Below are 25,416 nucleotides of genomic sequence, written 5' to 3' on the forward strand. Positions count from 1 at the left end.
CCCAATGCTCGCGGGTCTCTGGAGTCCTTGCGCGCCGAAGCTAGCTTGATTGCGCGGTGGAACACCCCAGGACGGATAGCCTCACTATCGTCAATAGACCATTCTCGGTTACCCGGTCACCGCTAGCGATACATCAGCGCTCGATATGGCAGTGACAAGGCAGTTCCTCGATCGTGATCCCGGCTCCGGCGGCAGATCGAGGAGTGACGAACGGCAGCTGCTGATGCCGCAACAGTCGCCCAATGGGCGCCGGCGACCGCTACGCCACCCGAAGGTGCCCCGGACAGTCCGGGCGACTGGCTGACTCCCGAACTGCTCGCAGCAAACCTGTGTACGAGCTAGCATCCGAATCCATGAGCCGAAGAATCGGGGAGATTTAGCAGGGAAAGGTCCTTCGCTCTGCTGGGATCCGCAGGGATGGGCAAGGTTAGGGGAGAACACATGAGGTTTGGCGTATGGCGTACGGAGGCGGATTTTTCTTCCGGCGCGGCGCCGTTGTTAAAGCGCTACGCACTGGAATCGCTGGTGGATGACGCACTCGCGACGATCCGGCGGAAGGACAAGACCCACATGGTCGCGGCCCGTGAGGACGCGTCCGCCCCGCTAGGTTGGGTGAGCCTCGGGTCAATTACCTGCGGCTGTGACAGGTTCTGCGAGGGCGCATTAGGCACCGTTGAGCAGCTTCCCGAGGAGCCGGAGGTCCGCCGTCCCATCCGACTCCCGCAGAGAGATCTGCCCGCGGACGCAGAGAAAGGTAGTGCGACACAAAGAAGTCTGGAGAAAAACAGTGCGGACGAGAAGAGTGCGGACACAGAGACAGGTACCGGGAATCACCGGCCGGTGCCTACCTTTGGCCGTGGGACCTGCCTGTATCGGGGTGTCTTGGAGGGCGACCCGGTCAGCGGAGAGGACCACAAACTTTCTGTCTATGCACAGTACGGCGAGGATGGTTTCGAGCTGACCAGCCACGACGGTGGCCATTACCCCGTCGACGAATATCACTCAGCCCTGTGGGTGGAACCCGAGCATGTCGAGGATCTGCTGTCTGCCCTCGGAGGAACCAGCGGCGACGATCCCGTCGTACTCCTGAGACAGCGGATTCAAGACGGGGACATACAAGTCAAGACAGCGACGTCGATTGAGCGCGTGTGCATCTCCGATTGGTTCCAAGCGCACGGAGTCCGGTACACCAGCGCCTACACGACGATCTCCAACCTGTGAACGACGTCGAGCGCACCCCGCGAGAGGCGGCGGTCCGCCGCCTTAACACCCGGATGCCTCGAAACGATTAGCATACGAGACTGGCCCGAAGGTCTCGGCCTTCTCTTAAGGCTGCTGCCTCGTCGGGGGCAACGAGTAGTCAAACTTGGTCGCCCGCAACCCGGCCGGATCGGGTGACCAGTCGGTCCATACGCGACATCGGCCACCTTCGCCGTGCACTGCGCCTGTCTCAGCATCGGTGACGAGGTCGATGCCATCCACCACGACAAGATCAACAAATGCGTAGTCGTTACCGTGAATGACTTCGTTGACCGTCAAAATGACGGTGTCGATGGTCATAGAAACTGCCTTTCACTTCGCAGTGGCGTTCGATCCCGTTGACCGTGACTTTGATGTCATATGGCTTGCCCAGTTCGACGGCGTCGATCCCGCCGATTTTGTCGTAGTACTTCAGAGCCACGTCTAGTGAGCGGCGCTCGATGGCAGCCCGTCGCACCGGGTCTTGCATGACGGTGCCCCGCCCTGACGGCGCGCTTCCGCCAGAGGTCTGGAAGTCCTCCACCAGATCACCGTTGGCGTCCGCGATCAGAGGATCGCCGCTCAGATCTGACAGGCCGATACGGTCAACCAAATCCGCGAACCGCTCATCGACGCCGACCAGCCCGCCGATCACTTCCATCGCGGCTTTAGTGAATGAGTCAAGTTGAGCCGTGTTGTAGATGCCCACATCCAATCCGCCAGCAATATCGAAATGCTTGACCGCTACGTCATTGATCGGTGTCGCCCCGTCCGGACCGACCAGTTCCCACCAGTCGTTGCGACTGAGAGCAGCCCATGGCATGGAGGGATCTGGCCTTGTTCTCGCGATGGCGAAGGGGGCAAGCAGATCGGCTAGTTCGTCACGCACCGAGCTGAACGGCACGAGCCGTTCCTCCCGTCGTCGCGCACGCGCCAACGCCCAGAGGAGAACGACGTACTGGTACGGCGCGGGCTTCCCATGTGTGGAATCAACGCGCAAGTCCTTTAGGCCGTGAAGAAAACCGTTATCGACCCAAAAGCCAAGATTGTGCAGGATCGTTGCTGCGCCACCCGTGTCGCCACCTGAGATCTGCGTGTTTCTGAGGTACTCGCCATTATTCGCCACTCCGTACGCGACTCCAACGACAGGCTTGGAGTCGTAGAACTTCCCCTTGTGAACGAGCCGGAACTCTCTCGCAGCCCGGTATCCGAGCGATTGCGCCAACTGAGCGCCCTCAGGTCTATCGAGAATCTCGACCGCCTGCAGAACATGTTCGGGCAAGACGTTGCGAAAGCTGGGCACCGCGCCATCCTAGGAAACCGCAACACCATCGCGGCGTCTGACCAGACACGGCCGACGACGAACGCGAAGCCCTACGCGACGCGCTCGACCGGGCCGGGATAATCGCCGAGACGCGTCATGATAGCCCGGGACTGCGACATGGATTGGTGCGCCGTCACGTCGTGGGCTGGGTCGTTCCACCTGGAGGTACGTCATAGCTGTACTGCTTGACCGTAAGGTGCTCGTCGGCAGGCACCCACGGGTCGTGGATCTTGATCATGCCCCCGCTGCACGTCAGGTTTTTCTCAGCGTCACTCACGACCTTGATGCCGTGGACGATGGCGAGAATGGTGCGGCTAAACTCGCGGGCCGCCACCACCTCGTTCCTGGTGAGGAAGACAGAAGCACCGGCGGATGCGGTGCCCTTAACCTCAACATGGACGACTTCGGCCACGTCGTCTTTCGAAATGGGTTCGATCTTCGAAATGAGTTCGATGTCCCATGAGCTGTACCGACTGACGTCCTTGACAACCCACATCTTGGTATCGCAGTACAGGTCCATGATGACCCTCATCGAGTAGTCCTCGATCGCCTTCCGGAACCGGCTGTCCGCCACCGGCACCTGACCGCCGCTACCGCCACCAGGTTGCGCCAGAGCCACGATGGCGGTGCCCGTACCGGTCGCTCCGTCGGGCTGCGAATCCGCGTAGTAAAGGTGCCGGAGAAGCTCCAGCATCCGGCCGAGGTCAGACCTCAACTGATCGTCGGTGGTGGGTATGTCCACGTCGTAGGCGAGCGCGAAGACGTTTGGCGGCCTCGTAATTACTGGCGCGCTTCTTGGGTTGGACGCCGACGTCGAGGCTCGACACCGCCAGATCTATGTCGGTGCGCAGGCCGTGAACAAGATCGCCCGACCATCCAGCGAAGAACTGGCGCGCCGCCTCGGATCGCTGCAGCAGCGTCGCGGTGCTGGACATCAGTCGTAAGTGTCCCGATCGAAACTCGCTTGTGCCCTGGTTCAAGCTCAGATACACCCGTGAGCCGTCGCCTGCGAACAGGTACACACGATAGAACCCCTGAGTGGCGCTTGGTGAGTATCTCTCTGCGAACACTCGAACCCACGGCGTGGGGCTGATGCCACCCTTCTGGCCACCGGCGTCCACCTTCAGAGTGGCCAGTTCGTCGCCGATCTGAAGCTCGGGTGGCAACCAGGCCCGCACCTTGGTGGCCATCGATCTCACGGCCGCTGCTCTCTCCGCCATCTCTGGCGAGGACGTCGGAAGGTAGTACGCGGTCGAGGCGAGCACGGTCTTGATGTCGTCGATGACTGTCACCGCTGTGAACTAACACAGATGCCTACCGACGGGAAATGCCTAATGCCACACGCCGCCGGCGCGGAAGGCGCTTGAGGCCGCCAATGTGGGTGGGTCATACCTGCGCGGTGTAGTGGCGGCAAGTTCAGTTCGTTCGTGACGGCTGGTTGATTCGTATCGCCGCCCCCCGGTTCCTGCTGAATGCGTTAACGGCCGGTCGGGACTCTGCGCAACGCCCATTGACGCCATCAATCCAGTGGTCGGGGATGTCCAGTGGTACGACACCACACCCGCACCGGGCCTGCTCCCGCTCTAGGAGCGCGCCATGATTGATGGTGGCGGCTGTCGACGGTGGGGACCTTGCTTCCTGATGTCGGGTGTGCTGTTCCGTCACCGGTCGAAGTGAGGCCATTCGGGGTCTAGTCCGAAGACTGCGCTGGGTGGGGCGGTAGCCTCGCGCAGTAAGTAGACCTGTCCGGTGTCGTGCGCGGTGCGTGTGGCGAATGGGGGAGTGTCGATCAGCGGTCTGTCGGCCCACGGGTTCAGCCATAGTTCTGGCAGCGCATGCGTAATGTGCCAGGGGGAGATGTTCTGTCCGAGGAGCACTGCCGCGACACGTGTTCCACGATTGTTCGGGCCCTGCCGCCAGTAACCATCTCGTTGTCGGACCGTTCGGATTGAATCCCGCTGACCTGGGATGTATTCGACCGCCTCCGTGCCGAATAGTGCCTCCGTCATGTCTCGTTCGTCGGTGAATCCGGAGGTATTGAGGACGGCTATCACTAACGGCTTGTCTGGCGAGCCATACCGCGCTCCCTTGTACTTGACGATCTCGCGGAGTCGGACCTCGTCGTCGCCAACACCGAGAACCATTGGATAGGCGCCGATCAACCGTCCGCCTGCCCCCCGGCATTCGGGTCTCACTGGCCAGGCGTCGTACTCGATTGACCATCCTCGGACATCGAGTTTGAGGTAGGGGGGTGCCTGGCCCGTGTCGATTCGTCGCTGTAATTCGTCGGGATCTAAAGATGACAGCCACTTCTCGAGCGGTCTGATGATCTCGGCCGCTTTCGGGCGTTCGCTTCCGTCCCGGCGGACCTCGATGTTGACCACGAAGTTGGGGTCTCGCGCTTTATTGGTGCATTCGAAGATCCACGATCGCTGCCCGCTGCCCGATCCGCCGGCGGCGAGGAAGACGACGCACTCGACATACGAACTAATTCCGTCGCGGGTGACCAGAAAGTCTGGCTTCCTCTTGGTGTCGGGGAGCGTTGGGTGGACGGTCACCTCGTAGCCCAGGCTCCGGTAGAGGGTGTAGACGTACAACTCCCACCCGGCGCCGTAGTGCTGCGCGGCGTCGGGTTTCCAGAACCGGCTGCGCAGGTCGGATTGGTCCGAAGCGGGGTAGTCGGCGAACCATCGTTCGGTGAGTTCGCGGACTCTGGCCCATGAAGGTCGTGCGACGCGGTTGAGGAAGGTGAAGGAGTCCTCGGTGTCGTAAGCGGGGGCCGAGTCAGTTCGTTCGACGTCGTCGAAAATACGCAGCGGTTCAGTCATGACCAGTTCGTCGGGCTAGGGGAACGTGTCAGGGTGTCAGGCTTACGATCTCGGTCTCGCCGCCGGCTTCCTTGGAGGTCGTAACGTCACTGCATTCGCCGAAGAATTCCAGGCTGCGGGTTGGGACGCTGACGTTCTGGGGGCTGAATACCGCCACTATCCCGTTCTTCTGCAGGGCTGTGCCATGCGTGAGGAAGTCAGGCGCCTTGGACCATCCGTTGCTCTCTAGGCGCTGGACCATCGATGCGATCTCGGCGTCGGATGCTTCGAAGCTTCCCGCTTGGGGGTATCCGATTCTCATCTGGCCGCGGAATGGTGCTTCGCCTTGGTCGTTGCAGGAGGCGTGCCAGAACGCTGGGCGGATGGCCTCGATGCCGAGGGTGCTGACGACTTCCTTTGCGGCGTCGATGACTTGTGCCTTCGACTGCTCGGGGGTTATCGGGTTCTTGACGCCTTCGTTCTTCATTGTGCTCACAACGCCACATCCTGAAAGTAGTGCTGCCGCGAGCACGGCAACTGTCGTCACGCGGGCGGTCTGCTTGCTCATCGTCACTTTCTCACGTCAGCTGGGGCCGTCTTACTTATGTTTGTTACCGGTGGTGCCTTCTCGATATAACTCGGGGTCGTCGGTAAAGGGAATTCCGAGGACGTCGCCGAGGTCGCCGATGATGCTGCTACCGCGGTGGGGTGCGGTCATGCCGTCGTGCTCGAGCGCGTCCCCGTGTCCGGACACGATGTCGGACATGCTGAACAGTGATTCGCCGCCGGGTGTGTAGTACTCACTGTGATCGCCCCACGGGGTCGTGAGCCCGGGAACTTCGGCTTTGAACCGAGTGGACCCGTACCCGTCCTGCGCGGGGTCGTCGCCGAGTGAGGCGGTGAAATCGGTTCCTGGGACGTGGATCTGCGGAATGTTTCCGAGCTGGGTAACCGGATCGCTGGATGCCGCCCCGACGTAGAGATGCCCGCCCGGATTGAGGTGGAAGTCGGCGGCGCTGTGCGCAAGGTCTGTGCCGGGGCTTCCAACGAGGACGACGTCGTCGGTGTTCATCCCGTAGCCGGCTGAAGCGTCAGCCACCGTCGTGGACCCGTAGGAGTGGCCGAGCACGGTCGTGTGTCCGTCGATCTTCTCGCTGTGGGTTACGTTGAGGGCGTTGACGTCTGCGGCGAGAAGTTCTCCGCCCTGGTGCGCGAGTGCAGTTGTCCCGACCCGCGGGTCGTAGAGCGCGTCTGGTGCGTCGTATCCCATCCAGGCAACCACCGAGGTCGGCTTTGAGGGGTCGGCAGCCACAGTCTCCTTGAATAGTTCGGTGGCGTCGGCCTGGCTGAGCCAACCTGATTCCACGCTATTGCCGGTCCCGGGAACGACGACGGCTGTGTTAGCGGCTTCATCGGGATTGCCGATGGCAATGGCGGCCCTGCCGTCCCCGTCGAACTCAGCTGGCTCGTACACCTGTAGGAACGTCGGCGCGCCCGTCTCGTCGAAGCCGTGCTGCAGCCCCTTTCGCACCTCGATGGCGTTGTTGTACCTGGCCATCATTGGCCCCGCCATGCCGTACAACTCGGGGTGAGCCTTGACCTCGTCCACTGTCACTCCGCGAGCGTCGGCGACGTCGCTGAGGCGGTTGATGTCCTGATTCATGATCGCGACGTTGGCAGTGCTGCGGTCCACGACCGGAATGCCATTCAAGTTTCCCAATTTGTCGGGCCACTTGCGGAGCAGGTCCTGGCGCTCCTCCGGTGTCAGGGATGTCCACCATTTGTTGACCTCTTTGGGGTCCTTCCCCACCGGGATTTGGGAGCCATCGTCCCACTTGGGGGGCGCTTCAGGTAACCCGCCGGATCCGAAGTTGGCCGGCGCGAAGTCGAGGCCTTTCACGGCGTTGCGCAGACCTGTACTTAGCCGGCGGTCTGCAGTGTCGAAGTTCCCGAGCAATGCCTTGACGCCCAGCGAGTTCGAGGCGGCCAGCTGCTGCAGCCTCATCGCGTTGGCGGGGCTGACCTTGGCGTACTGGTCGAGGGCGCTTCCCGGCCGAACTGACACCGTCCCGTCCGCGCCGACCTGCCAACCCTGACCCTTCAGCTGAGCCACGGACTGCACCAGAGATGACTTTGTTTGGCCAAGCTCGGAACCACCACCGTGGAGAACGGCTTGAGCGCGGTTCAACGCATCGTGGATCTGCTGCATCCGCTGCAGGGTCGGCTGCGCTTTCTGCATGGCGGCATCCGATGCCGCGCCGTGCCAGCCGTTCCGCAAGCCGTCGAGGTTCGACCGTTGCTTGTCGATCTGCACAGAAAGGTCCGACGCCTTCCGGCCGACGTCCGTCGCCGATTGCGTCAGACCCTCGGGGCGAGATGCCTCCACTTGGGGGACGGTCACAGGCATTGACGGCCTGCCGTCTCATCACGGCTCATTGACTGAACTTGCGGAGCCGCTGACCCAGCTGCTCGTCCATCTCCTGGTAGCGATCGGCGGCCGACGACAGCTTGTCCGCGTGCGTCGTCAGCTCCTGGTGAACGGCACCTGCGGCCGAGTCGAGTATCGAGCCGGCGAACTGGCAGGCCTCCTCGGTCTGAAGCCCGGGCAATCCGCCGCTGGCCGCGGCCATGGCAAACCCGGATTGCAGTCCGCTCACGCTTGCTCCCACGTCAGCCTGTGTGGTCGCTGCACCTCGGAGTTTGTTCGGATCAACGCGCAACTGCCCACCCATGCGTAAATGGTAATCCCAATGCCCTTGGGGTCGAGCCACCGATTTTCCGCTTGAGCAATTAGTAGCTGCGCCTCGACGACCGCCCTTCGCCGCGCGGTACGCAATCGCAGTTGGCCCGTAGGCGGCTTCTCATGGACCGTCCCGCCTGGTGGCAGGCGCGCCACTTGGTCAGAAGCTCCTGATCGGTCTCAGATCGACCCGAGCGTCCCGGCATGCTCCGGGCACAGCTCGTAGGCCGCGTAGCTCGCGAACAGGTGCGCGTTGAACTCGGCGAAGTCCTGGCCCGGACCGTTGTAGGAGTCCATCACGGTCTGGACGGCAGCCTGGTGGCCCGGCTGAACGCCGCGCACGCCCGGTAGCCCACGTCGACGGCGTCTTGGGCGCACCCAGGGCAATCGAGCGCGTAGTAGTTCAGCGAGTCCACCGACGAGACGAAGCCCGCTTCGTCAGCCGACGCTGTCGCGGCAGTGCCCAGGGCAACGACCACTGTCACTGCCGCGATCAGCAGCTTGCTCATCGCCCGCATCGGCCTCTCCGCAGTCAGATCGTCGTGCCGGGTGGGCTCGAATTGGACTGCTCGAGGTCGCATCAGCCGCCGCGCTTCATCCGTTTTGCTTCCATGCGCTCGATCTGAGCCTTCACGTCGACGGAGTCGATCTCGTCCCATTCCCCAGTGATGGCAACGGACATCGCGTAGTTGTCCGTCGTGGCCTTCCACCCGGTGTCCGGGGTGTACACCCTCGCCGGTGCGTTCGCGTCCTTCATCGGATCACCCTCAAAGCTGATCAGCTTCGTCTCACCGCTCGCGAAATACCTTGTCGCCATGTGCTTTTTAAAACCCGTCTAATTGTCCTGACCCCGACCGAGTGGCACAGTCCTCATCCAACCTCACTATCGGCGCTTCGATCCGGTGTCTCCCAAGCACGGCGGGCCCCACAGGCCACGAAGCGCCGATCGCGCCTCCGTCTCGGCGGCACGAATGGCCTCGTACTGTGCGATCGGATTCCCGTCGTAAACGTAGGACTTCGCCGTCCCCGCACGTGCAGCTTTCACGGAGTAATCCCACCCGTCGGCGCGAACCAGGTAGCCCAAGGTGCGCCCGTAGCGATCGGTCACGTCCTGCGAGGGATCGCGAACCAGAGCCACTCTCTTGCCGGCCATGGTGTCTTCGGCGAACTGCGTCGCTTCGGGCCCCCAACAGCCGATCGTATAACCGGGCTTCTTGGTCTCCGGGGTGTCGATCCCGAGGATTCGTACGCGCAGTCGACCCCTGATGTCGTCGCGGATGTCAATGGTGTCGCCGTCGACGACCTTGAGGACCGTTGCAGTCACGGCTGCCGGTTCCGCTTGTGAGACAGGGGATATGCTAAGACCAATAACAACTGCAAGGAACCCCGCCACAGCTTGGCGGGCCCATGACGTTATTAATGCAACTCGCTTATACGGCCTCAGCTTGAGCCCCTAGTTAGCGTTCTCGCGTAGGTAGGCGAGTTCGTACGGCCTGCAGAGGATTGGATCGGCATCCAATCCCTGCCTCGCCATTACCGAACACGTGCAGTAGGCCACCATCGCAGCTGAGCTGATCCCATTCGCAACGTCGAAGGAGTATGCGCCGTCGCGCATAAGGTCATACGTCGCATCGAGCGTGTCTGATCCGTCCACCACGGCTCTGCAATACCGCTGACCCTGACGCTTCTCCAGGTTGAAGTTGAACAACACGCCTGCGTAATCCAACCCACGACTGAAGCTTTGGTCCGACTCGTAGTCGTCATCCGCGTGGGACGGCGCTGCCATTGCAACCGCTACCACCGCCGCCACGAAGGTGGCCCCGACTAAGCAGGACCGACGGACGCGCCATTTCGGCGTGACCGGACCGACTAAGTCAGGACTCACACGCAATGCCATCGCCGTCGCGGTCGCCGCCGTCCCAGTAGGCGTCGCTGCTCTCCGGGATGTCGTACGCCCCGTCGTCGTGGGCCTCCGTGCAGTTCTTGTACGGACGCTCTGCGGACGCGACGGGAGCAATCCCGACAGCGGCCGCACCTATGAGCAGCGAGGCCACGATGAGCTTCTGGATCATGTTTCTGTCCCCCGAGTGTGAGTGCGGCCACCTCCTGGCCACGGCGAAACCGTAATTGGTTGCCTGGACTTCCGCAAACATGCAGCTCAACTGCGGCTCATGGAGAGCAACGTCGTAAGTCATGTTGCTACAGCAAACAATTCGTGCCGCAGCGGCTACTGTCTTATGGTTCTTGTCCGACGGTGGGAGTGTGCTTGCTTCTGCGGTCAACTGGCGGCACGTGTCTTTGATACGAGTTCAGGTTCGGTGCGAGTGTGCCGCCGTCCCGATCGCGATAGCGGCGTTCGGACCGCTCGGTCGACTTGGGATGATGGGGGCCGGAGGCTCATGCAACGCGCAGCGACTGCGCGCTCAAAGCCTCGGGCCGGACTGTGTCGCCGTCGCCTCCGATGGGGATCGGCCAACTAGCCACGCAGGCGGCGCCCCAGGAGGCGCAAGGCACAGGCTGAAGATGGCATCGAAACAGCGCATGCAGCACACGGGCCGAACCGGTGACCGCAGTGCCCATACGGCACTGCACGCAAATCCTCGCCAACATTTGCACTCCCCCGAGGCCACTGCGCTGTACCGGTTCGATTATGGCCTGCCCCATGATCCGTGCCGTGCATGGCATGCAACCAAAGAGGTTCGTCGCTGACCGTGCCCGGGAGAGGGACCGTGCCAAGGATGCACGCCGCAGGAAAGATGACGCCGAGCTTCGGGAAGGCATGTGTACGTGGTGCGACAAGGTGCTTACGGCGAAGGCTGACGGTCACTTGGGGCGCCATAAGAGCGCGAAGACCGGAAAGCATTGTGTTGGTAGGGGGCCCACCTGTGGGCGGGTGAAGCCCTCGAAGGTGGCAGATTCGGTGCGAAAGAGTGTGCGGGCGGTGAGCGGCGGCCCTGCCGTCCCAGCGGTCGAAGACCGTGCTAGCCCAGGCTGCGATGTTCTTGGTCGTGCTGCAGGTGGTCGGGGATGTCCTTGCCGTGCAGCAGCCCACGATCCTTAGCTTCCTGAACGAGCCGGTCGTGAACTGGCCCCTTATGAGGAACCACTTCGGCGACCTGGCCTGTGGAAACGTAGTAGATGAGTTGCCCGAGGGTCTGATCGCCATCGACCAGCAGAAGGCGACGGTCCTCTCTGTCGGAGGCGGGGGCGACGATGTGAGCTTCTCCCATGATGTGTGTGACCTTCCTGTTGATGGTCCATTGTCTAATATCCATAGCAATGAAGTAATGAAGTACCCCGGGTTTCGTTCCTAAATGGGTACGAGGGCCGGGGTTGGCTGGCTCGCGGGTTGTGGGGCGCCGGTCAGGGCCGTCTCGTACTCGGCTGGGTTTTGGTAGCCGAGGGCTTGGTGCCGGCGTTCCTGGTTGTACTAGGACGCCTAGGACGCGGTGGCTAGTTCGAGATGGTCGACGCTGCGTCAGGGTTTGCCGCGGTAGATGAGTCCGGTTTGTAGACGGTATTGACGGTTTCGGCGAGGGCGTTGTCGTAGCTGTCGCCGCGGGACCCGACCGAGGGTGCGACGCTGGGGGATGGGTAATGAAGGCGTGATTTCCCGAGGCAAGCTGCCGCGTGTAGGCCCCCGTGGACGTCGGATGCAGCCCCCAACCCTCACCCCTGCCATCCCTGGGGAAGGGGCCCAAATGGCCACTCGCGCGTGTTGAGTCCGCCGAAGTTGATCGCAGTCGACGGGTCATCCGGCCCCATCCGCTCGGTGCACCGATGCTCGTAGGGGCATCTCCGGCATTCGTCCTGCCAACCGGATCGACCAGCGGCTGCGGGTCATCAGCGGCTCCAACGATCCGCTGAGCGGTGCGGGCGACTTTCAAGCGGAAACCATGTTCGTGGTCGTAGCGCTCCAGGAGTGACCGGCGTGCGTTGCCGCGGCTGCGGGAGAAAGTCGCGCGCGCTGGATTGTTGAGGTCGTGCCAGACCAGCACCAAGTCGGCGGTCTGGTCCGGTGTCACCTCGAGCCGGTTGGTGCCGAGCACCGCGGCCCATAAGTGTCCGGGTCCGGGGTGATAACCACACGCTTGGAGCAGGCGTGTGTAAGGAGCCAACTGTAGGGCGTCCTCGTAGTAGTGCCCGGGGTCCAGCCCGCCAACGTCAACCACCGCCCCGGTGATGACAGGGACGACACAACGCTGCCCTTCACCCTCGCCCTTTTCACGGTTAGGTGATTCTTCACATCCGCAGGCAGATATCCGCTGTCGACGTTGACCAAGATGTCGGGCTTGCCGGTGCGGCCGCCTTCAACGTCAGCGGGCAGCCACCCACCCAGGATCAGGGGCGCACCGGATTTCATCGCCTGTACGGTCTTTGAGATCGCCTCGTCCTTGCCCAGCCCAGAATCGACCACAACGGTTGCGGGTGTTACCGCCACAAGTCTCTTGAACACGCTGACTTCGAACGCGCTCCCCGCCTCCAGCCGGGCCCGATCCTTTAGCGAGGGCTCCCACGTTATCGTGGGCGACCGCGGAAGGAAGTCGTTCTGTACCCGCACCGGGCACTGCTTCGCCGCATACCCGCCGAGCAAGATGGGGCCTCGCATTTCCGCCACCTTGCCATCATCGCGCCTGACAGTGACGTCTACACCGAATCTGTTAGCTTGTGGCGGTACCTGGGTGCGCTTCATTCGATGTCGCGCCAAGCTCGAACTGGACGGCACGCCAACCCCAGGCTCGGCCCCGGCTGAGGTAGGTAGCGGTCACCAATGATCGTAATGTAGTTGTCGGAATCCTTGCGCGTCAGTGAAGACCCAAGTGGTTTCCCGCTAGGCCTCGGGCTCTGCCTGGAAGGGCAAGATCAGATTTGCTGCTTCTCTAGTAGGCCCCCAGCGCACGACTCGGAGTTCATGAGCCGCAACACTACTGAGGTATTTCGGGATTGGGCTCTGATTGCCTAAGTGAGTCGAGATGGCTTTGAGTCTTAAGGGTGTCCGGATGGTCGGGGCCCAGGACTCGGCGTTGATCGCGGAGCAAGCCCTCAAGGGTGGCGATGGCCTGGGAAGTGCGCCCGCTGGCCCTCAGCGCTCGGGCAAGGTTGCTCCGAACTCTCATCTTTGTGGGGTGGTCGACCCCCATCGATAGGGTCCGGTCTTCGAGAAGTTCGTCGAAGGCGATGATGGCTTCATCGATCCGTCCCGCTTCTGGGAGTACCTGCGCGAGCATGTGACGGGTCCAGAATGTACTGACGTGATCTTCGCCGACAGTTTCTAGTTTGTCGGCTAGGAGTTGTTGATATGCGGCAATAGCGTCATCAATACGGCCGGCTTTGGCGATGGCGCCAGCGAGATTGTGGCGTATAGCTAATGTGTCGATGTGACGGGGGCCGAGAGTAGCGAGGTAGCCGCACAAGACTTTCTCAAGCTCGGACACTGCCTTCTCCGCTTGTCCAACTTCCCCGTAGGCACTTGCAAGGTTCTGGCGAACCGCTAGCGCGCCGCGCCATTCCGAGCCGCGGTCCGCAATCAGGGTTTCGAGAAGTCGTTGATAGACGGGAATGGCCTCGTGAAAGCGTCCGGCATCGCTCAACACGACCGCTAGGCCGTTGCGGCTGATGCCGGTCAGCGCATGACTGTCGCCAAGTACTTCAACCAAATGCGGGATGAGTACTTCGTAGGCCGAAATGGCGTCTTCAATCCGTCCCGCGGCTCGGAGCGCGAGCGCCCGTCGATGCTGGATCTCGAGGGTTACGACGTGATTTGCGCCCATGATGCGGCGCTCGTCGACCTCAATTGCGTCCAGCGTCGCGAGTGCCTCAGCGTTGAGACCCAACTGCTCGTACCAGTCGGCGAGTTCGGTGCGCATTACCGCGATGTGCCTGGAGGTACTGGACGGATCAGACTGCAATCGAGGAGCCAGCATGTTGATTGCCGCGCGTAACTGATACGTCCTTGCGAGATCCTGCGCCTCATGGAATGCGGCCGCGAGATGGGCGCCGCGTGAGTCCCTTGGTGATTCGATTGCAAGGAGCCAGCGGCTTAGGATTCTGGATTCCTCGGAGGGGTCGAGGGAGTAACCTTCACCGCGGGCAGCGTCCACGCGTGCGACGAGGACTTCTGCCACCGTGTCGCGGAATGTAGTCGATTCGCCGTCGGCTAGCACCTCCTGAAAGTGCTCGTAAGCCACTTGGGCCTGAAGGGCCTCGCGGAAGCTGTCCGCGACTCCGCTTGGCACCAGCCACACGTTGTCCTCGGCAGCGTGTTCGATGCCGGCTATCACGTCGGTCGCTCCGGCCTCTAGTTCCGGGCATTGCTGAGCTGCCTCGGCGACAACACCCCGCACGAACGGCCACACTCTCGAACCAGGTGCCGGTGCCGCACCTGCCGCGGCGGCCAAGGCGACTTGGACTTGCGCTGATAGCTGCCAGAACTGATGCCGGTAGACATGTTTGAGTTTTGTCGATCGCGCTGACAGAGCGCCCTGCGGCAGCGCGCCGCCGTTCTCTGCGATCCTGTTTTGGAGCTTTCGATCGCTCAGCGTCACCTCGAGTGAGAGGGGATTAGGGAATTGATCGGCGACTTCGGCGGCCGCCTCGTCGCTGGTATTCGGCGCATAGGCACGCACCAACTCGACGAGGTCTGTCTGTTCAAGGTACTGCACCGCCACGACTTGCACGCGTCCGCTCGTCGCTGCGCTCGATCGCCACTGCGTGTAGGGCGTCGATACGTTGGACTGTGGCCACGCAGACCCGATCACCACGACGGGATGTGCAGCATCGGCCACCGATAGCAGGTCGAGCAATTCAGCCAACGCCCCGCCCATCAGGTGCAGGTCCTCGATCACAACGACTGCAGGGACCTCACGGTGAGCCACCCCGCGAAGCAGCCCCGACAGTTCGGCGCTAACCGAACGGCGCTGTTCGTCTGCGCGGTGGCCGACGTCGACGTCGGCGCTTAAGTTACCGCGTTCGTCGAAGTGATCCTTGATCCGCGCGACCCCGCGCACGGCCCACTTTGCGGCCAGACCCAGACCTGGAATCACTACGTCGAAGCTGGCCAAAACGCGAGTGGCTGCCTCGATGCCGCCCTCGCTCAGGGCCTCCCTGGTCGCGGTTGCTAGATCGCCTCGCTTGGCAGCAGCCTTCTCCTTCAGCGACGCTGCCTCCCGCGACGCCAAAGCGATAGGTACCAAATGCGCCGCAATCTGGGCGCGGGCCTGTGCTGCGACGTCGACCAGCTCACCACCCTGCATCCGCTCGCACTGCAGTTGCCACCAGGCGAACCCCGGCAAGACTCCTGCCGGCCACACGAAGTGTTCGACGTCGGGGCCGATGCGCTTGCGACCCGGCAAAGGGTCACTCGACTGCGCGTCGACGCCTCCCCACTCGTCAATCGCCGGCCAATACTTTTGATGATCGAGGCTGGTGCACATCTCCCGGTACAACTCGCGCACGATCCGGGACTTGCCCAACCCCGACGCGCCCTCCAAGAGAACGATCCTCGGAAGCTCGGTGTCGCCACCCGCCACGGCGGCGACTCGCGCCGCTAACGCCTTCACGATCTGACGATGACCTTCGCCCACCAAGGTTCGCACGGGTCCACGCTACGAGACGATCGAGTCTTGAGCCCATAAGTTCGCCGGTAAGGGGACTGTTGCGCCGACAGATGACCGTCAGACCTGACCATAGGTGCGTTGATGCCAATTGTGTTCGAGTACTAGCTTCCAGGTCAGGGCGGCCTGACCCCGCCCGCGCCAGCTTGGCCGCCGCTGTCGGGCGGTAGCAGCGGATGCGCGGCAACCGGGTGAGGTCAGCGGTGGGCACGTTCTGGGCACACTGGAGCATAAAACTCTGCTATCTGACGGTATGTCACAGAATGTAAATCCCCTGCTTAAGGCGATATCGGGCCTTGGGACTTGCAAACGCCGAGGGTTCAAATCCCTCCGCCACCGCCACAACCGCCGGGCTGTTCCGCGGGGAAGGGTGGTTTCGGTCCTCCTGCGGCTGGGGCGACCTTCCGCTCTCTCGGTGGTTGCGGCCGCGTTCGCGGCCATTAGCGGCTGCAGTTCGTTGTCGACAATCTGTGCCTTAAGGACGCTGTGGGTTCGGCGCTCAGAACTCCGCTCTTGTGGTCTGCTGCGGCCTTTCTGTTGCAGTGTCGGCGCGTTCGTCACCGCCATAATCTCTGCGGTACGCGTTGAGACCTGCGACTCGGCGTCACGTCGCGGCCGGGCGGGACGGGTCGTGTCGGTTGTGCTCTCGGCGCCCCTTGCTGACGTTCACGCCGGCGACTCGTTCAGGTTCGACGACCAGATGCGTCCCGACTGCGCGACCTTCAGTTGCGGTCGAAGAGCGAGCAGGTGATTCCGGTCGGAAAGTAAGTACCGTTGCGATTCGAAGGGGATCAGTGTGAAGGGCTGGGCCGAATTCCGCGGGTTGTATCGGTCGGCGAAGATGTTGCAGATTGAGATCACTCGGCGGCTGGGGCTCTTGCGCGATACCGAGGACAACGCAGCGGTGCAGCCGGAGTTCCCGCCACGGTACGAACGGGCGCCGGTGGCGTCCTCAGCGTGGTTGGACGAGGAGCCTGACGGTGCGGGCGTTGTTTGCGGGAGTGTCCGACGATGGCGGCCTCGGTGATCGCGCAGCGGGTCGGCTGGACCGGTGGGTATTCGTGGTTCGCGGAGAACGTTGGACGTTGCGAGGATCCGCCCGACATACGCCCCGGGCTCACTTGTGTCACCGGTTGGTGCCTGACCTGCCGTCATAAAGCAGCTGGAAGCATGGATCCGAACTTGCATCTTTTCACCGCACCGCCAAATAGTGCTCCGACACAGCCTCCCCGTCGATGAGTCGCTCCACCGCCTCCTCGATCAACCGGTCCTGCCCCGTCAACCGCGTGTAGTGCTGGTGCATGTGCTCGCCCCAGGACCGCACGACGAACGTCTCCACGAACGTCGACTCGTGCTCAATGCTGCGGAACAGCCGCCACTCCGACGCACCCGTGCGCTGGCGGGACCGTCCGAGCACCGCCATCGCCGCGAGGAATCCCTCCTCGTTCTCCGGCAAGACGCGGTACGCGGTGATGACCAGCACCGGCCCGTCCAGCGGTTCGGGTTCGAAGATCAGCGCCGGCTCCGGCCAGTGCGCGGAGTGCGTCAGATCCAGGTCGCTGGTCTTCGCGTGCAGCGGCCACCACAGTGATGAAAGCCCGCACACCACCAGCAGGCCCGCGGCCACCAAGAGGCTGATCGAACTCGTGAAAGACCCGGCGACCACGCCCCACGCCACCGACCCGAATGCCTGCCCGCCCATGAAGATCAGCTGATACACCGACAGCCCGCGAGCGCGCACCCACGCGGGCAGGCTCAGCTGCATCGAGGCGTTCAGCGTCGACAGTGACAGCAGCCACGACGCTCCGCCGACCACCAGCCCCACGAACACGGAAGCGAAGATCGGCACCAGCGCCAACACCAGCGTCGCCACCGCGAAGCCCGCCGCCCCCACCGTCAGCAGGACGTTCTGCCCGAACCGGGCCCGCAGCCGGGACAGCAGGAACGCCCCCATCACCGCCCCCAGGCCGAGCGCACCCAGCAGCAGCCCGTACCCCGACGACGACAAACCGAGCTGGTTGGCCGCGATTACCGGCAGCAGCCCCCACAGCGCGCTCGCCGGCGCGATGAACAGCGCCGCCCGCAGCAGGATCCGCCGCACGATTGGCGAGCTGCGGATGAACCGTCCGCCCGCACTGAGCGCCGCGAGCGCCCGCTCGGGCGGGTAGTCGTTCACGACGGGCGGGCGGCGCCACCAGACGAGCACGAACACGATCCCGATGAACGACACCGCGTTGAGGCCGAACACCAGCGTCGGACCCGACAGTGACACCAGCACGCCCGCGATCGCCGGCCCGATCGCCCGCGCCCCGTTGAGGCTCATGCTGCCCAGCGCGGCCGCAGCCGGAATCTGTTCGGCGGGAACGAGATCGGGTTGGATCGCCTGCCACGCCGGCGCCGTCAACGCCTGCCCGCAGCCGATGACGAACAGCAGCATCAGCAGCACCGCCGGCGTCGTCAGTCCGAAGCCCGTCAGCGTCGCGAGCAGGCCCACGCCGGCGGCCATCGCTCCCTGCGTGGCGATGAGCAGCCGGCGCCGGTCGACCAGGTCGGCCAGCACCCCCGACGGCAGCGCGAGCAGCACCACCGGCAGGGTCGTCGCGGTCTGCACCAGGGGGACCAGGACCGCTGCGCGCGGATCGCCGACGAGCATCCATTGCGCCCCGACGGTCTGCATCCAGGTGCCGAGGTTGGACACCAGCTGCGCGATCCACAGCGCCCGGTAGACCGGTGACCGCAGCGGCGCCCACGTCGAGATCGGCCGTGCCGACGCGCCCACCGATGTCATCCGCCGCTCCTGCCGTGTGGCCTGCGGTCACTGTAGTGACCGGCAGCGTCCGAGCGCCCGACGCCGCCGGCAAGTGCCGCGCCGAACCCCGCCTCGAGCGACGCCGTCCGTGCCACGATGGATTCCATGTCCGACGACGACCCGATGACCTCAGAGCGTGAGTTCAACGAACGCAACATCGCGGAGTTCCGCGCCAACGACGGAAAGGTGGGTGGGCAGTTCGAGGGCTTCCCGCTGCTGATCATGACCTCGACCGGCGCCAAGAGTGGCGTGCGACGCGAGAACCTGATCGGCTACTTCGGCATCGACGACAAGGTCTACGTCGTCGGCTCGGCCGCCGGGCGCGACGCCAGCCCCGCCTGGGTGTTCAACCTGCGCGCCGACCCCACCGTCACCATTGAGATCGGACCGGATTCGCCGACGCAGATGGTCGCACACGAACTGCCGAAGGCGGAGCGAGACAACGTCTACGAACGCATCGTCGAACTCGCACCCGGCTTCGGCGAGTACGAGAAGCGGACCGACCGCGTCATCCCCGTCTTCGAGTTGACGCCGAACGCCTGACGTCCGAGGTGCGGGGGCGCCGTAGGAACTGGTCGGTCAGCGAGGGCGGCTGGTAGCCCGCGTCGGCGCTCGAGATCGTGACGCCCGGCGGCACGATCTCGTCGATCAAAGTGAATCGAGCAGCTCATGCCGCCCGCCTGTCGAGCAATGCCACTGAGCGCCCGTAGGCATGTCGAGTCCGACTCGGCTGTTTTGTGCCGCGCTGCTGGTCAATATGCGGTCGCGATTCAGGGCCAACGAGTGGCAAGCAGGTGTCGACACAACTGCAACATCGCTCCTATTTCAGTATCACTCAGATGAACACAACTGCTAAGCGGAGGTCTTCGCGGAGCGCGACCTATTGCCTACCTCGGGATGAGTTTGCCGCGACGTTTCCTGCAGTCGTTGTCGGCCCTATCCATCGAGGGAACCGCCGGCGCTCGGGCTTTCTGTCAGAATGACAGTACGTCGGGGAGGCGGTCTTCGTGGACATCACGGTTGCGACTTGGAACACCGAGTGGAGAACCCCCGCCAGCGGCGCTGGCCCGCGAATCGCGGCGACTCTCGCCGCACCCGGCTTCGACTTCATCGTGGTCACGGAGGGAGTTCGCGAACTGCTACCCGAACAGGGTTATACCGTGGATGCCGGCGCCGACTGGGGTTACCCCTTAAAGCCATCCCGGCGAAAAGTGATTGTGTGGTCGCGCTATCCACTGACTGAGGACTTCGTCGGTGTGGAGGGTGCGACCCTCGGCCGGCTCGCAGTGGCGACCGCTATCGGCGAGGATGGACCGATCCGCATCATTGGGGTCTGCATCCCTTGGCGAGACGCCCACGTCCATACCGGACGTGGCAACGCACACTCGTGGTCGGAGCACCTCGACTATCTCGATCACCTCGAGCGAATTCTGCCCGCCTTGGGCAACGACATCCCGACGGTCATAGCCGGGGATTTCAACCAGCGCATCCCGCGCAAAGGCCAACCTCAAACAGTCGCAGATCGGCTGCGCGAAGTTCTGGCGGACTGGACTATTCATACCTGTGGCGAGCTGCCCAATGGACCGCACATCGACCACATCGCCACCAATCAACACATCGGTCTGCAAGCGGTGAGTGACTGGTCCGCTTCCGATCATCTAGGTCGGCTCAGCGACCACGCCGGGGTCGCCTGCCGTCTGGTTTCCGTCGGTTGTCCGCGCCAGCCGACAGGCCCCGTCCCGCTCCTCGGCAACCCTTTGCCACAGTCGGAGCCGCTGGGCAACTCGCAACAAAAACTGAGTGGAACTCCGGCGCTCGATCACGACGGGCATGAAATTGAGACCGCTGGCGCATTGATCCCCGAGTTGCGGGCCGAGATCGAGAGCATCCTCCGCGCGAGCGGTGACGGCCTCTCGCATGGGGCGACCTTTCGGCTCCACGAACAGGGTTTACGCGTCGACGAGATCGCGGACCGGCGCGGCGTAAGCCTCGGCGCAACCCGCAATTTTCTTCGCAGTCTCGACGCGTTGCTGAGCGGAACCCTCCCGACGAGTACGTCGGCGGCGCTGACCAACTCCTATGTCTACCGAGAGTTGCTCAACCATGCCCGTTCAGATGAACTTGACCGCTACGTCGATGCACAGCTGCGCAGACTCAAGTCGATCAACCCGGAAGTGAGTTTCGCGCCATTGCGGACGCGGACGCATCAGTACCGGGTAGGGGAACGCAAGCACCAATAATCGATCGAGGATCCGTGCCCGGATTGCGCGGCCAAAGGGATAATGCACGCAGGCAGGCAGGTGTTAGGCCAAGGCCCCATCGCAGGATCGCCCACTGCCGCAGAGAGTGAACGTGATTTGCGCCAGGGCGTGCTGGTCGGGTCGACCGTCGGCAGGTTGCAAACGCCCGGCCAACACCTGGGTGCGCGATCGTAGTGCTCTCAGTTCAGGACCGCGTACCGAACGCCCCACGCGAGTCTGCCGGTCCCCACTACGCACGCGGCAACTGGTGTCGGTGTCCACCGCGATAATCGACCACGGCACATAGGGGTTGCCACGGAACTACGACAGGGGGACTGGCATGACAGACAAAGAAGGGACCATCGATCGCGCGGCAGCCGTCGCGGAGGATGGCGCCATCGTGCGGATGTACCGACACGACGGTCTTGTGTTGACCTACGACGAGTTGTACGCCGAGGTCGATGCCGAGGGCTCCGCTCTTCCTGCAGAGCAATGGCGCGACGGCGTGTGGAACGCGCATGAGTACATAGTCGAAGCCTGCCTCGTCGGCATCTACGATCAGGTGGAGGTATTGGCAACGTTGATCGAGGGCGAATCGGGCGCTGTCGTGGAATACAGCGACGATCTCGACGAGGTCATTGCCAGGCGGCGCGTCGAAAAGCAGTAGCGGTCAGGCGCTTCGACGCTTCGCGACTCCCACTGTGCGGTACCGGGCCGTCATCAATCCCACTGTGTGGTGTCGAACGCAAGTTTCGATCTATCGGACTCATCAAGTGGACGGCGCCGTTCATTCTCGGGGAGCGCGGCGTTCGCGCGGTTCAGGATTTCCACTGGTCCGTCGTTCTTCCCCCAAGAGCATGGAGAACGACGGGAAGCGAAAATCGGGACGGTCGATGCCTTCCCACCACCTCGGCCAGTAATGCGAGAACGTCTTGGCCTCCCTTGATACCCCTCCCCACGTCTCGTTCGCCTCCACCGTCAAACCCTCCCTGCCTTATACCTGCATCGCTCTGGGCGCGCGTGTTCTGGTTTGAGCGCGGTCGACACCGGCCCCGGGGGAGCACGCTGCGTGGACGGGCGCTGCGACGGCTCATCAGTTGCCCAGAAGTCGTGCGAACGCATCCGCCGATGCGCTGGCGCTCGGCGGCCACTCCTGCTGCCACGCTGCCAATGGCACGTCGGCCAGTGGGTCGAAGCTGGCCGCCATGCGTCTGTACTCGACCCGGCGCCAATTCCGGATGTCCCGATCACCCCTCCTGAACTCGGCCAACCGCTGCAGCGCCGCAGCCTGTCGCTCTTCAGAAGAACCATTGCGCACGCCGATACCGTTCATGAGGCTGTGACGACCGAGCGCAAACGGGCGGAAACCCCAACGACAGCCGATTGATTCGTTGATGACGCGACATTCGTTGCACGCCAGCCAAGCCCAGCGGGAGCAACCTCCTGCGGTCGCCCGGAAGCAGATGACGCACAGGTCGTAATGCCGGGAGACGTCGTGTCCCTCCCACTTCTCCGGGAAGTCCTCGTCGCGGCAAGACTGCCATCGCACGGGAAATTTGGGAAACATAAGGCTGGGCCTCTGAATAGGCCCACGAATCCCGCCGCACGGGATGTGGACGCACAACTCGGTCAAGCGTCGACGCAAGGCTGCATCGGTGGGGCTGTTACTGGGCATCGTTCTCACCGTCCTGCGGCGCCGCACGTCGGCGTCCACTGCTTGAACGCTCGCGGCGTCCCCGCTCTTCCTCTGGGGCACCGTGCAGTGGCTGCGCGGTTGCCGGGACGGCGGGCCAGATACCCGTACAGCCGTCCGCTCTAGAGCTGTTTTTATGGTACGACCGTGCACCGACAAGTAGGACTGACGCAAGCACGTATCTCGGCGAGCGAGACGTCCAGAATCGGCGCGTCTCCAATAGTTCTCGACGCATCAAGAAAGACCGATGTATACGAGCGCATCATCGAACTCGCACCCGGCTTCGGCGAGTACGAGAAGCGGACCGACCGCGTCATCCCCGTCTTCGAGTTGACGCCGACCGCCTGACCCTACGAGGTGCGGCGGCGCCGCAGAAACGGGTCGGTCAGCGACGGCGGCTGGTAGCCCGCGTCGGCGCTCGAGATGGTCACGCCGGGCGGCACGATCTCGTCGATCCTGTCGAGCACGTCGGTCGACAGCGTGACGTCGGCGGCGCCGAGCTGCGACTCCAGATGCTCCATCGTCCGCGGACCGATGATCGGCGCGGTCACCGCGGGATGCTGCATCACGAACGCCAGCGCCATGTGGACGAGTGACAGTCCCGCGTCGTCGGCCAGCCCGCCGAGCGCGTCCGCAGCGTCGAGCTTGCGCTGGCCGTCCGGGCTGTCGAGGTCGTAGCGTGCGGGCATCCGCTGCCGCCGCTTGGACTCCGGCAGCTCCTTGCCCTTCCGGTACCCGCCGGTGAGCCAGCCGCCGGCCAACGGACTCCAGGGCAGCACGCCCATCCCGTATTCCTGCGCCACCGGCAGCACGTCGGCCTCGATGCCGCGGGCCAGCAGCGAGTACGGCGGCTGCTCGGTGACGAAGCGTCCCAGTCCTCGTCGCTCACTGACCCACTGCGCCTGCACCATCTGGTGGGCGGGGAACGTCGACGAGCCGAACGCGCGGATCTTGCCCTGGCGTTGCAGGTCGGTCAGCGCGGACAGCGTCTCCTCGACGTCGGTGTCCAGGTCGGGGCGGTGCACCTGGTAGAGGTCGATCCAGTCGGTGTCCAGCCGGCGCAGGCTCTCCTCGACCTCGCGGATGATCCAGCGCCGCGAGTTGCCGCGCTGGTTGGGGTCGCCCACCTCGCCCATCGGCACGCCCATCTGCCCGTGGAACTTGGTGGCCAGCACCACGTCGTCGCGCTTGCCGTTGGCCAGGGCCTTGCCGACGATGACCTCCGACTCGCCCTGGGAGTACACGTCGGCGGTGTCGATGAAGTTGATGCCCGCGTCCAGGGCGCGGTGGATGACCTCGATGGACGCGTCGTGGTCGGGTTCACCCCAGGCGCCGAACATCATGGCTCCCAGGCAGAGGGGGCTGACCTGGATGCCGGTTCGGCCGAGGCTGCGATAGTCCATGTCTCGATGGTAGGCGTGGGCCCGAGTGGGTCGGTTCTGCGCCGGTGTTAGGCGAAGTGGCTCTTCGGGATCTGTGCGTGGACGCCGACGGTCTTGTCCACCACCTGGCTGACGGAGAAGTTTGCGGCGGCGGAGAGGTAGGCGTAGGCGGTGGCGCGGTCCATGCCGCGGTCGTCTTCGAGGAAGTTCAAGGCGTTGACGACTGCGCGTCGCATCGCGGCGTTCAGGTCACTGCCCTGGCCGTTGACCGCACCGTCGGGATCGGACAGTCCGATGGGGATCCACACGTCCTGGTTCTCGGCGAACGGATACATGAAGGCGACCGACGGTGCGTCGCCGCTGCCCTTCTTGCAGACCGTCAACCGGAACGTGCCCCGCAACGCCCCCTCCATGGCGGTGAGCGCGACTTCGCCGTCACCCATCGCCATGTGTGGGTCTCCGACGTAGAACAGCGCGCCGTCGGCGAACACGGGCAGGTAGAACGTCGACCCCGGTCCCAGCAATCCGATGTCGATGTTGCCGCCGCCCAGGGTGGGCGGGATCGAATTGGCGTTCGGTGACGTCAGGCCGGGAGCGCTCGCATACGCCACGCCCATCATCCCCATGAACGGTCGCAGCGGAAAGCGAACGGCTGCAGTGCCGAACGGCATGACTCCGTGTCCGTCCTCGACGGCGGTGAAGGTGGACACGTTGCCGTACCGGGTCGGGTCCTTCGTGTCCCGGCCATCGGTCGACCGGGGCGGCATGACCTCGTCGAGCCCGATCCCTGCCGGCGCCTCGCCCTGGGCGGTCACGCCGAGCGCACCCTTGCCGTGACGGCTGGACACCACGCCGTAGGGCACGCGAGGCGTGGCCTCGAGGGTCTCGATCTTGAGGACGTCGCCGGGTTGGGCGCCTTCGACGAAGATCGGTCCGGTGACGACGTGCGGCCCGTCGACGTCGAAGTTGCGGGGCGTGCGGTTGTACCCGGACGCGATGTTCACCGCATCTTGCAGCACGTCGGATTCGGCGACGCCGTGAGAGCCGAAGTACTCGACGGGATTTCGGCCCTGATCCTCAAGAATTCCCTCATGGGACACCGTGTCGATCGTGACGGTTCGCCCCGATTGCATGCGGAGCACCGACTGCGACTCGACTGTCGGGACGTAGCCCCACAGCACCTGGTCGGGTTCGGAACTCAGGTAGTGGTCCCCGGATCTGGTGCCGGTACCCGGCTGCAAAATCGGACCCGCGCCTGGTGCCGCAGCGCCCGGCGACGGGGTACCGCTGTCGCCATCTCCCCGGGAGGAGCAGGCCGCAGTCCCGGCGACACCGAGGCCGGCGACCACTCCGGCCACCGCCTGAGCGAACCCCCTGCGTCCGATGCCGCGGGCAAGTGTCGCGGCAGCGTGTTCTGCCAGAGGTTGTGTCATGTGGTGCTCCCAGTTCGCGTAAGGGACGGGACGTACATCCGCCACCGGGGTTCCCGGAATGCATTTCTGACAGATTGCCGAGGCGTAAAGGTTGCCGGAGGCTCGCGCGGCGATGAGTTCTGCCCCTCGACCGGGT

The 25,416-nt window shown here is 63.7% G+C and carries 22 protein-coding genes, 1 pseudogene and 1 riboswitch; of the genes and pseudogenes, 5 read left to right on the forward strand and 18 right to left on the reverse strand.

All coding sequences use genetic code 11. The features are described 5' to 3' along the window. The first annotated feature begins 417 nt into the window (after window positions 1-417). On the forward strand, window positions 418-1,221 hold the full coding sequence (locus G6N64_RS10940) for a hypothetical protein (RefSeq protein ID WP_163796906.1): 804 nt from the start codon (window positions 418-420) through the stop codon (window positions 1,219-1,221). Between the two features lie 105 nt (window positions 1,222-1,326). Here the strand turns inward: G6N64_RS10940 and G6N64_RS10945 are convergent, their stop codons facing one another. From G6N64_RS10945 to G6N64_RS11020, 15 genes are all read right to left on the reverse strand, one after another. Beyond that, the gene (locus G6N64_RS10945; protein ID WP_163796907.1) at window positions 1,327-1,560 is read right to left on the reverse strand and encodes a hypothetical protein; all 234 of its coding nucleotides are present in this window, start codon (window positions 1,558-1,560) and stop codon (window positions 1,327-1,329) included. Continuing rightward, the gene (locus G6N64_RS10950) at window positions 1,511-2,542 is read right to left on the reverse strand and encodes a phosphorothioated DNA-binding restriction endonuclease family protein (RefSeq protein WP_163796908.1); all 1,032 of its coding nucleotides are present in this window, start codon (window positions 2,540-2,542) and stop codon (window positions 1,511-1,513) included. Before G6N64_RS10950 ends, G6N64_RS10945 begins: the two co-directional genes overlap by 50 nt. A gap of 154 nt (window positions 2,543-2,696) precedes the next feature. After that, window positions 2,697-3,257 carry a protein NO VEIN domain-containing protein gene (locus G6N64_RS10955; RefSeq protein WP_163796909.1) on the reverse strand — a complete coding sequence of 187 codons (561 nt, stop codon included), beginning with the start codon at window positions 3,255-3,257 and terminating at the stop codon, window positions 2,697-2,699. Between the two features lie 10 nt (window positions 3,258-3,267). Further along, the gene (locus G6N64_RS10960) at window positions 3,268-3,855 is read right to left on the reverse strand and encodes an MrcB family domain-containing protein (protein WP_246231097.1); all 588 of its coding nucleotides are present in this window, start codon (window positions 3,853-3,855) and stop codon (window positions 3,268-3,270) included. Between the two features lie 369 nt (window positions 3,856-4,224). Then, window positions 4,225-5,391 carry a hypothetical protein gene (locus G6N64_RS10965; RefSeq protein ID WP_163796910.1) on the reverse strand — a complete coding sequence of 389 codons (1,167 nt, stop codon included), beginning with the start codon at window positions 5,389-5,391 and terminating at the stop codon, window positions 4,225-4,227. A gap of 28 nt (window positions 5,392-5,419) precedes the next feature. Further along, window positions 5,420-5,938: a lipoprotein LppJ family protein gene (locus G6N64_RS10970; RefSeq protein WP_246231099.1), complete on the reverse strand. Its 519-nt coding sequence runs from the start codon at window positions 5,936-5,938 to the stop codon at window positions 5,420-5,422. 30 nt (window positions 5,939-5,968) lie between these two features. Next, window positions 5,969-7,777, reverse strand: a complete 1,809-nt coding sequence (locus G6N64_RS10975) for an alpha/beta hydrolase (RefSeq protein WP_264002246.1) — start codon at window positions 7,775-7,777, stop codon at window positions 5,969-5,971. A gap of 25 nt (window positions 7,778-7,802) precedes the next feature. After that, window positions 7,803-8,102, reverse strand: coding sequence for a DUF6317 family protein (locus G6N64_RS10980; RefSeq protein ID WP_163796912.1), 300 nt, complete (start codon window positions 8,100-8,102; stop codon window positions 7,803-7,805). Between the two features lie 304 nt (window positions 8,103-8,406). Next, complete coding sequence (locus G6N64_RS10985; protein ID WP_163796913.1) at window positions 8,407-8,619, reverse strand: hypothetical protein; 213 nt, start codon at window positions 8,617-8,619, stop codon at window positions 8,407-8,409. A 71-nt stretch (window positions 8,620-8,690) separates the two neighbouring features. Continuing rightward, window positions 8,691-8,867 (reverse strand): hypothetical protein, encoded by a 177-nt coding sequence (locus G6N64_RS10990; RefSeq protein WP_163796914.1) that lies wholly within the window; start codon window positions 8,865-8,867, stop codon window positions 8,691-8,693. Between the two features lie 126 nt (window positions 8,868-8,993). Next, window positions 8,994-9,434, reverse strand: a complete 441-nt coding sequence (locus G6N64_RS10995; protein ID WP_246231103.1) for a thermonuclease family protein — start codon at window positions 9,432-9,434, stop codon at window positions 8,994-8,996. A gap of 550 nt (window positions 9,435-9,984) precedes the next feature. After that, entirely contained in the window at window positions 9,985-10,182 is a 198-nt protein-coding gene (locus G6N64_RS11005; protein WP_163796917.1) for an excalibur calcium-binding domain-containing protein, read from the reverse strand. Between the two features lie 909 nt (window positions 10,183-11,091). Continuing rightward, window positions 11,092-11,340 carry a hypothetical protein gene (locus tag G6N64_RS11010; protein WP_163796918.1) on the reverse strand — a complete coding sequence of 83 codons (249 nt, stop codon included), beginning with the start codon at window positions 11,338-11,340 and terminating at the stop codon, window positions 11,092-11,094. A 1,695-nt stretch (window positions 11,341-13,035) separates the two neighbouring features. Then, window positions 13,036-15,705, reverse strand: a complete 2,670-nt coding sequence (locus G6N64_RS11015; protein WP_163796919.1) for a tetratricopeptide repeat protein — start codon at window positions 15,703-15,705, stop codon at window positions 13,036-13,038. A 1,210-nt stretch (window positions 15,706-16,915) separates the two neighbouring features. Further along, window positions 16,916-18,511, reverse strand: a complete 1,596-nt coding sequence (locus tag G6N64_RS11020; protein WP_163796920.1) for an MFS transporter — start codon at window positions 18,509-18,511, stop codon at window positions 16,916-16,918. A gap of 126 nt (window positions 18,512-18,637) precedes the next feature. Here G6N64_RS11020 and G6N64_RS11025 point away from each other — a divergent pair, with 126 nt between their 5' ends. The 3 genes from G6N64_RS11025 to G6N64_RS11035 all read left to right on the forward strand — a co-directional run bounded on the left by G6N64_RS11025 (window position 18,638) and on the right by G6N64_RS11035 (window position 21,439). Further along, window positions 18,638-19,075, forward strand: a complete 438-nt coding sequence (locus G6N64_RS11025; RefSeq protein WP_174266789.1) for a nitroreductase/quinone reductase family protein — start codon at window positions 18,638-18,640, stop codon at window positions 19,073-19,075. 464 nt (window positions 19,076-19,539) lie between these two features. After that, the gene (locus G6N64_RS11030) at window positions 19,540-20,772 is read left to right on the forward strand and encodes an endonuclease/exonuclease/phosphatase family protein (protein WP_163796921.1); all 1,233 of its coding nucleotides are present in this window, start codon (window positions 19,540-19,542) and stop codon (window positions 20,770-20,772) included. A gap of 340 nt (window positions 20,773-21,112) precedes the next feature. After that, window positions 21,113-21,439: a hypothetical protein gene (locus tag G6N64_RS11035; protein WP_163796922.1), complete on the forward strand. Its 327-nt coding sequence runs from the start codon at window positions 21,113-21,115 to the stop codon at window positions 21,437-21,439. A 426-nt stretch (window positions 21,440-21,865) separates the two neighbouring features. Here the strand turns inward: G6N64_RS11035 and G6N64_RS11040 are convergent, their stop codons facing one another. Further along, window positions 21,866-22,486, reverse strand: coding sequence for a hypothetical protein (locus tag G6N64_RS11040; RefSeq protein WP_246231104.1), 621 nt, complete (start codon window positions 22,484-22,486; stop codon window positions 21,866-21,868). Then, a riboswitch (SAM riboswitch) is annotated at window positions 22,481-22,594 on the reverse strand. It overlaps the preceding gene by 6 nt. Window positions 22,595-22,714: 120 nt before the next feature. Here G6N64_RS11040 and G6N64_RS11045 point away from each other — a divergent pair. Next, window positions 22,715-22,813 (forward strand): annotated as a pseudogene (locus G6N64_RS11045) (nitroreductase family deazaflavin-dependent oxidoreductase); the annotation flags it as partial. Window positions 22,814-22,815: 2 nt separating this feature from the next. Here G6N64_RS11045 and G6N64_RS11050 read toward each other — a convergent pair. Both G6N64_RS11050 and G6N64_RS11055 read right to left on the reverse strand, forming a co-directional pair. After that, window positions 22,816-23,868 carry an aldo/keto reductase gene (locus G6N64_RS11050; RefSeq protein ID WP_163796923.1) on the reverse strand — a complete coding sequence of 351 codons (1,053 nt, stop codon included), beginning with the start codon at window positions 23,866-23,868 and terminating at the stop codon, window positions 22,816-22,818. Window positions 23,869-23,915: 47 nt separating this feature from the next. After that, a complete protein-coding gene (locus G6N64_RS11055) occupies window positions 23,916-25,280 on the reverse strand; it encodes an acetamidase/formamidase family protein (protein WP_163796924.1) in 1,365 nt (454 codons plus the stop codon). Between the last annotated feature and the right edge of the window lie 136 nt (window positions 25,281-25,416).

Origin of the sequence: Mycolicibacterium sediminis, from assembly GCF_010731735.1 — a bacterium.
GTDB classification, from domain to species: domain Bacteria; phylum Actinomycetota; class Actinomycetes; order Mycobacteriales; family Mycobacteriaceae; genus Mycobacterium; species Mycobacterium sediminis.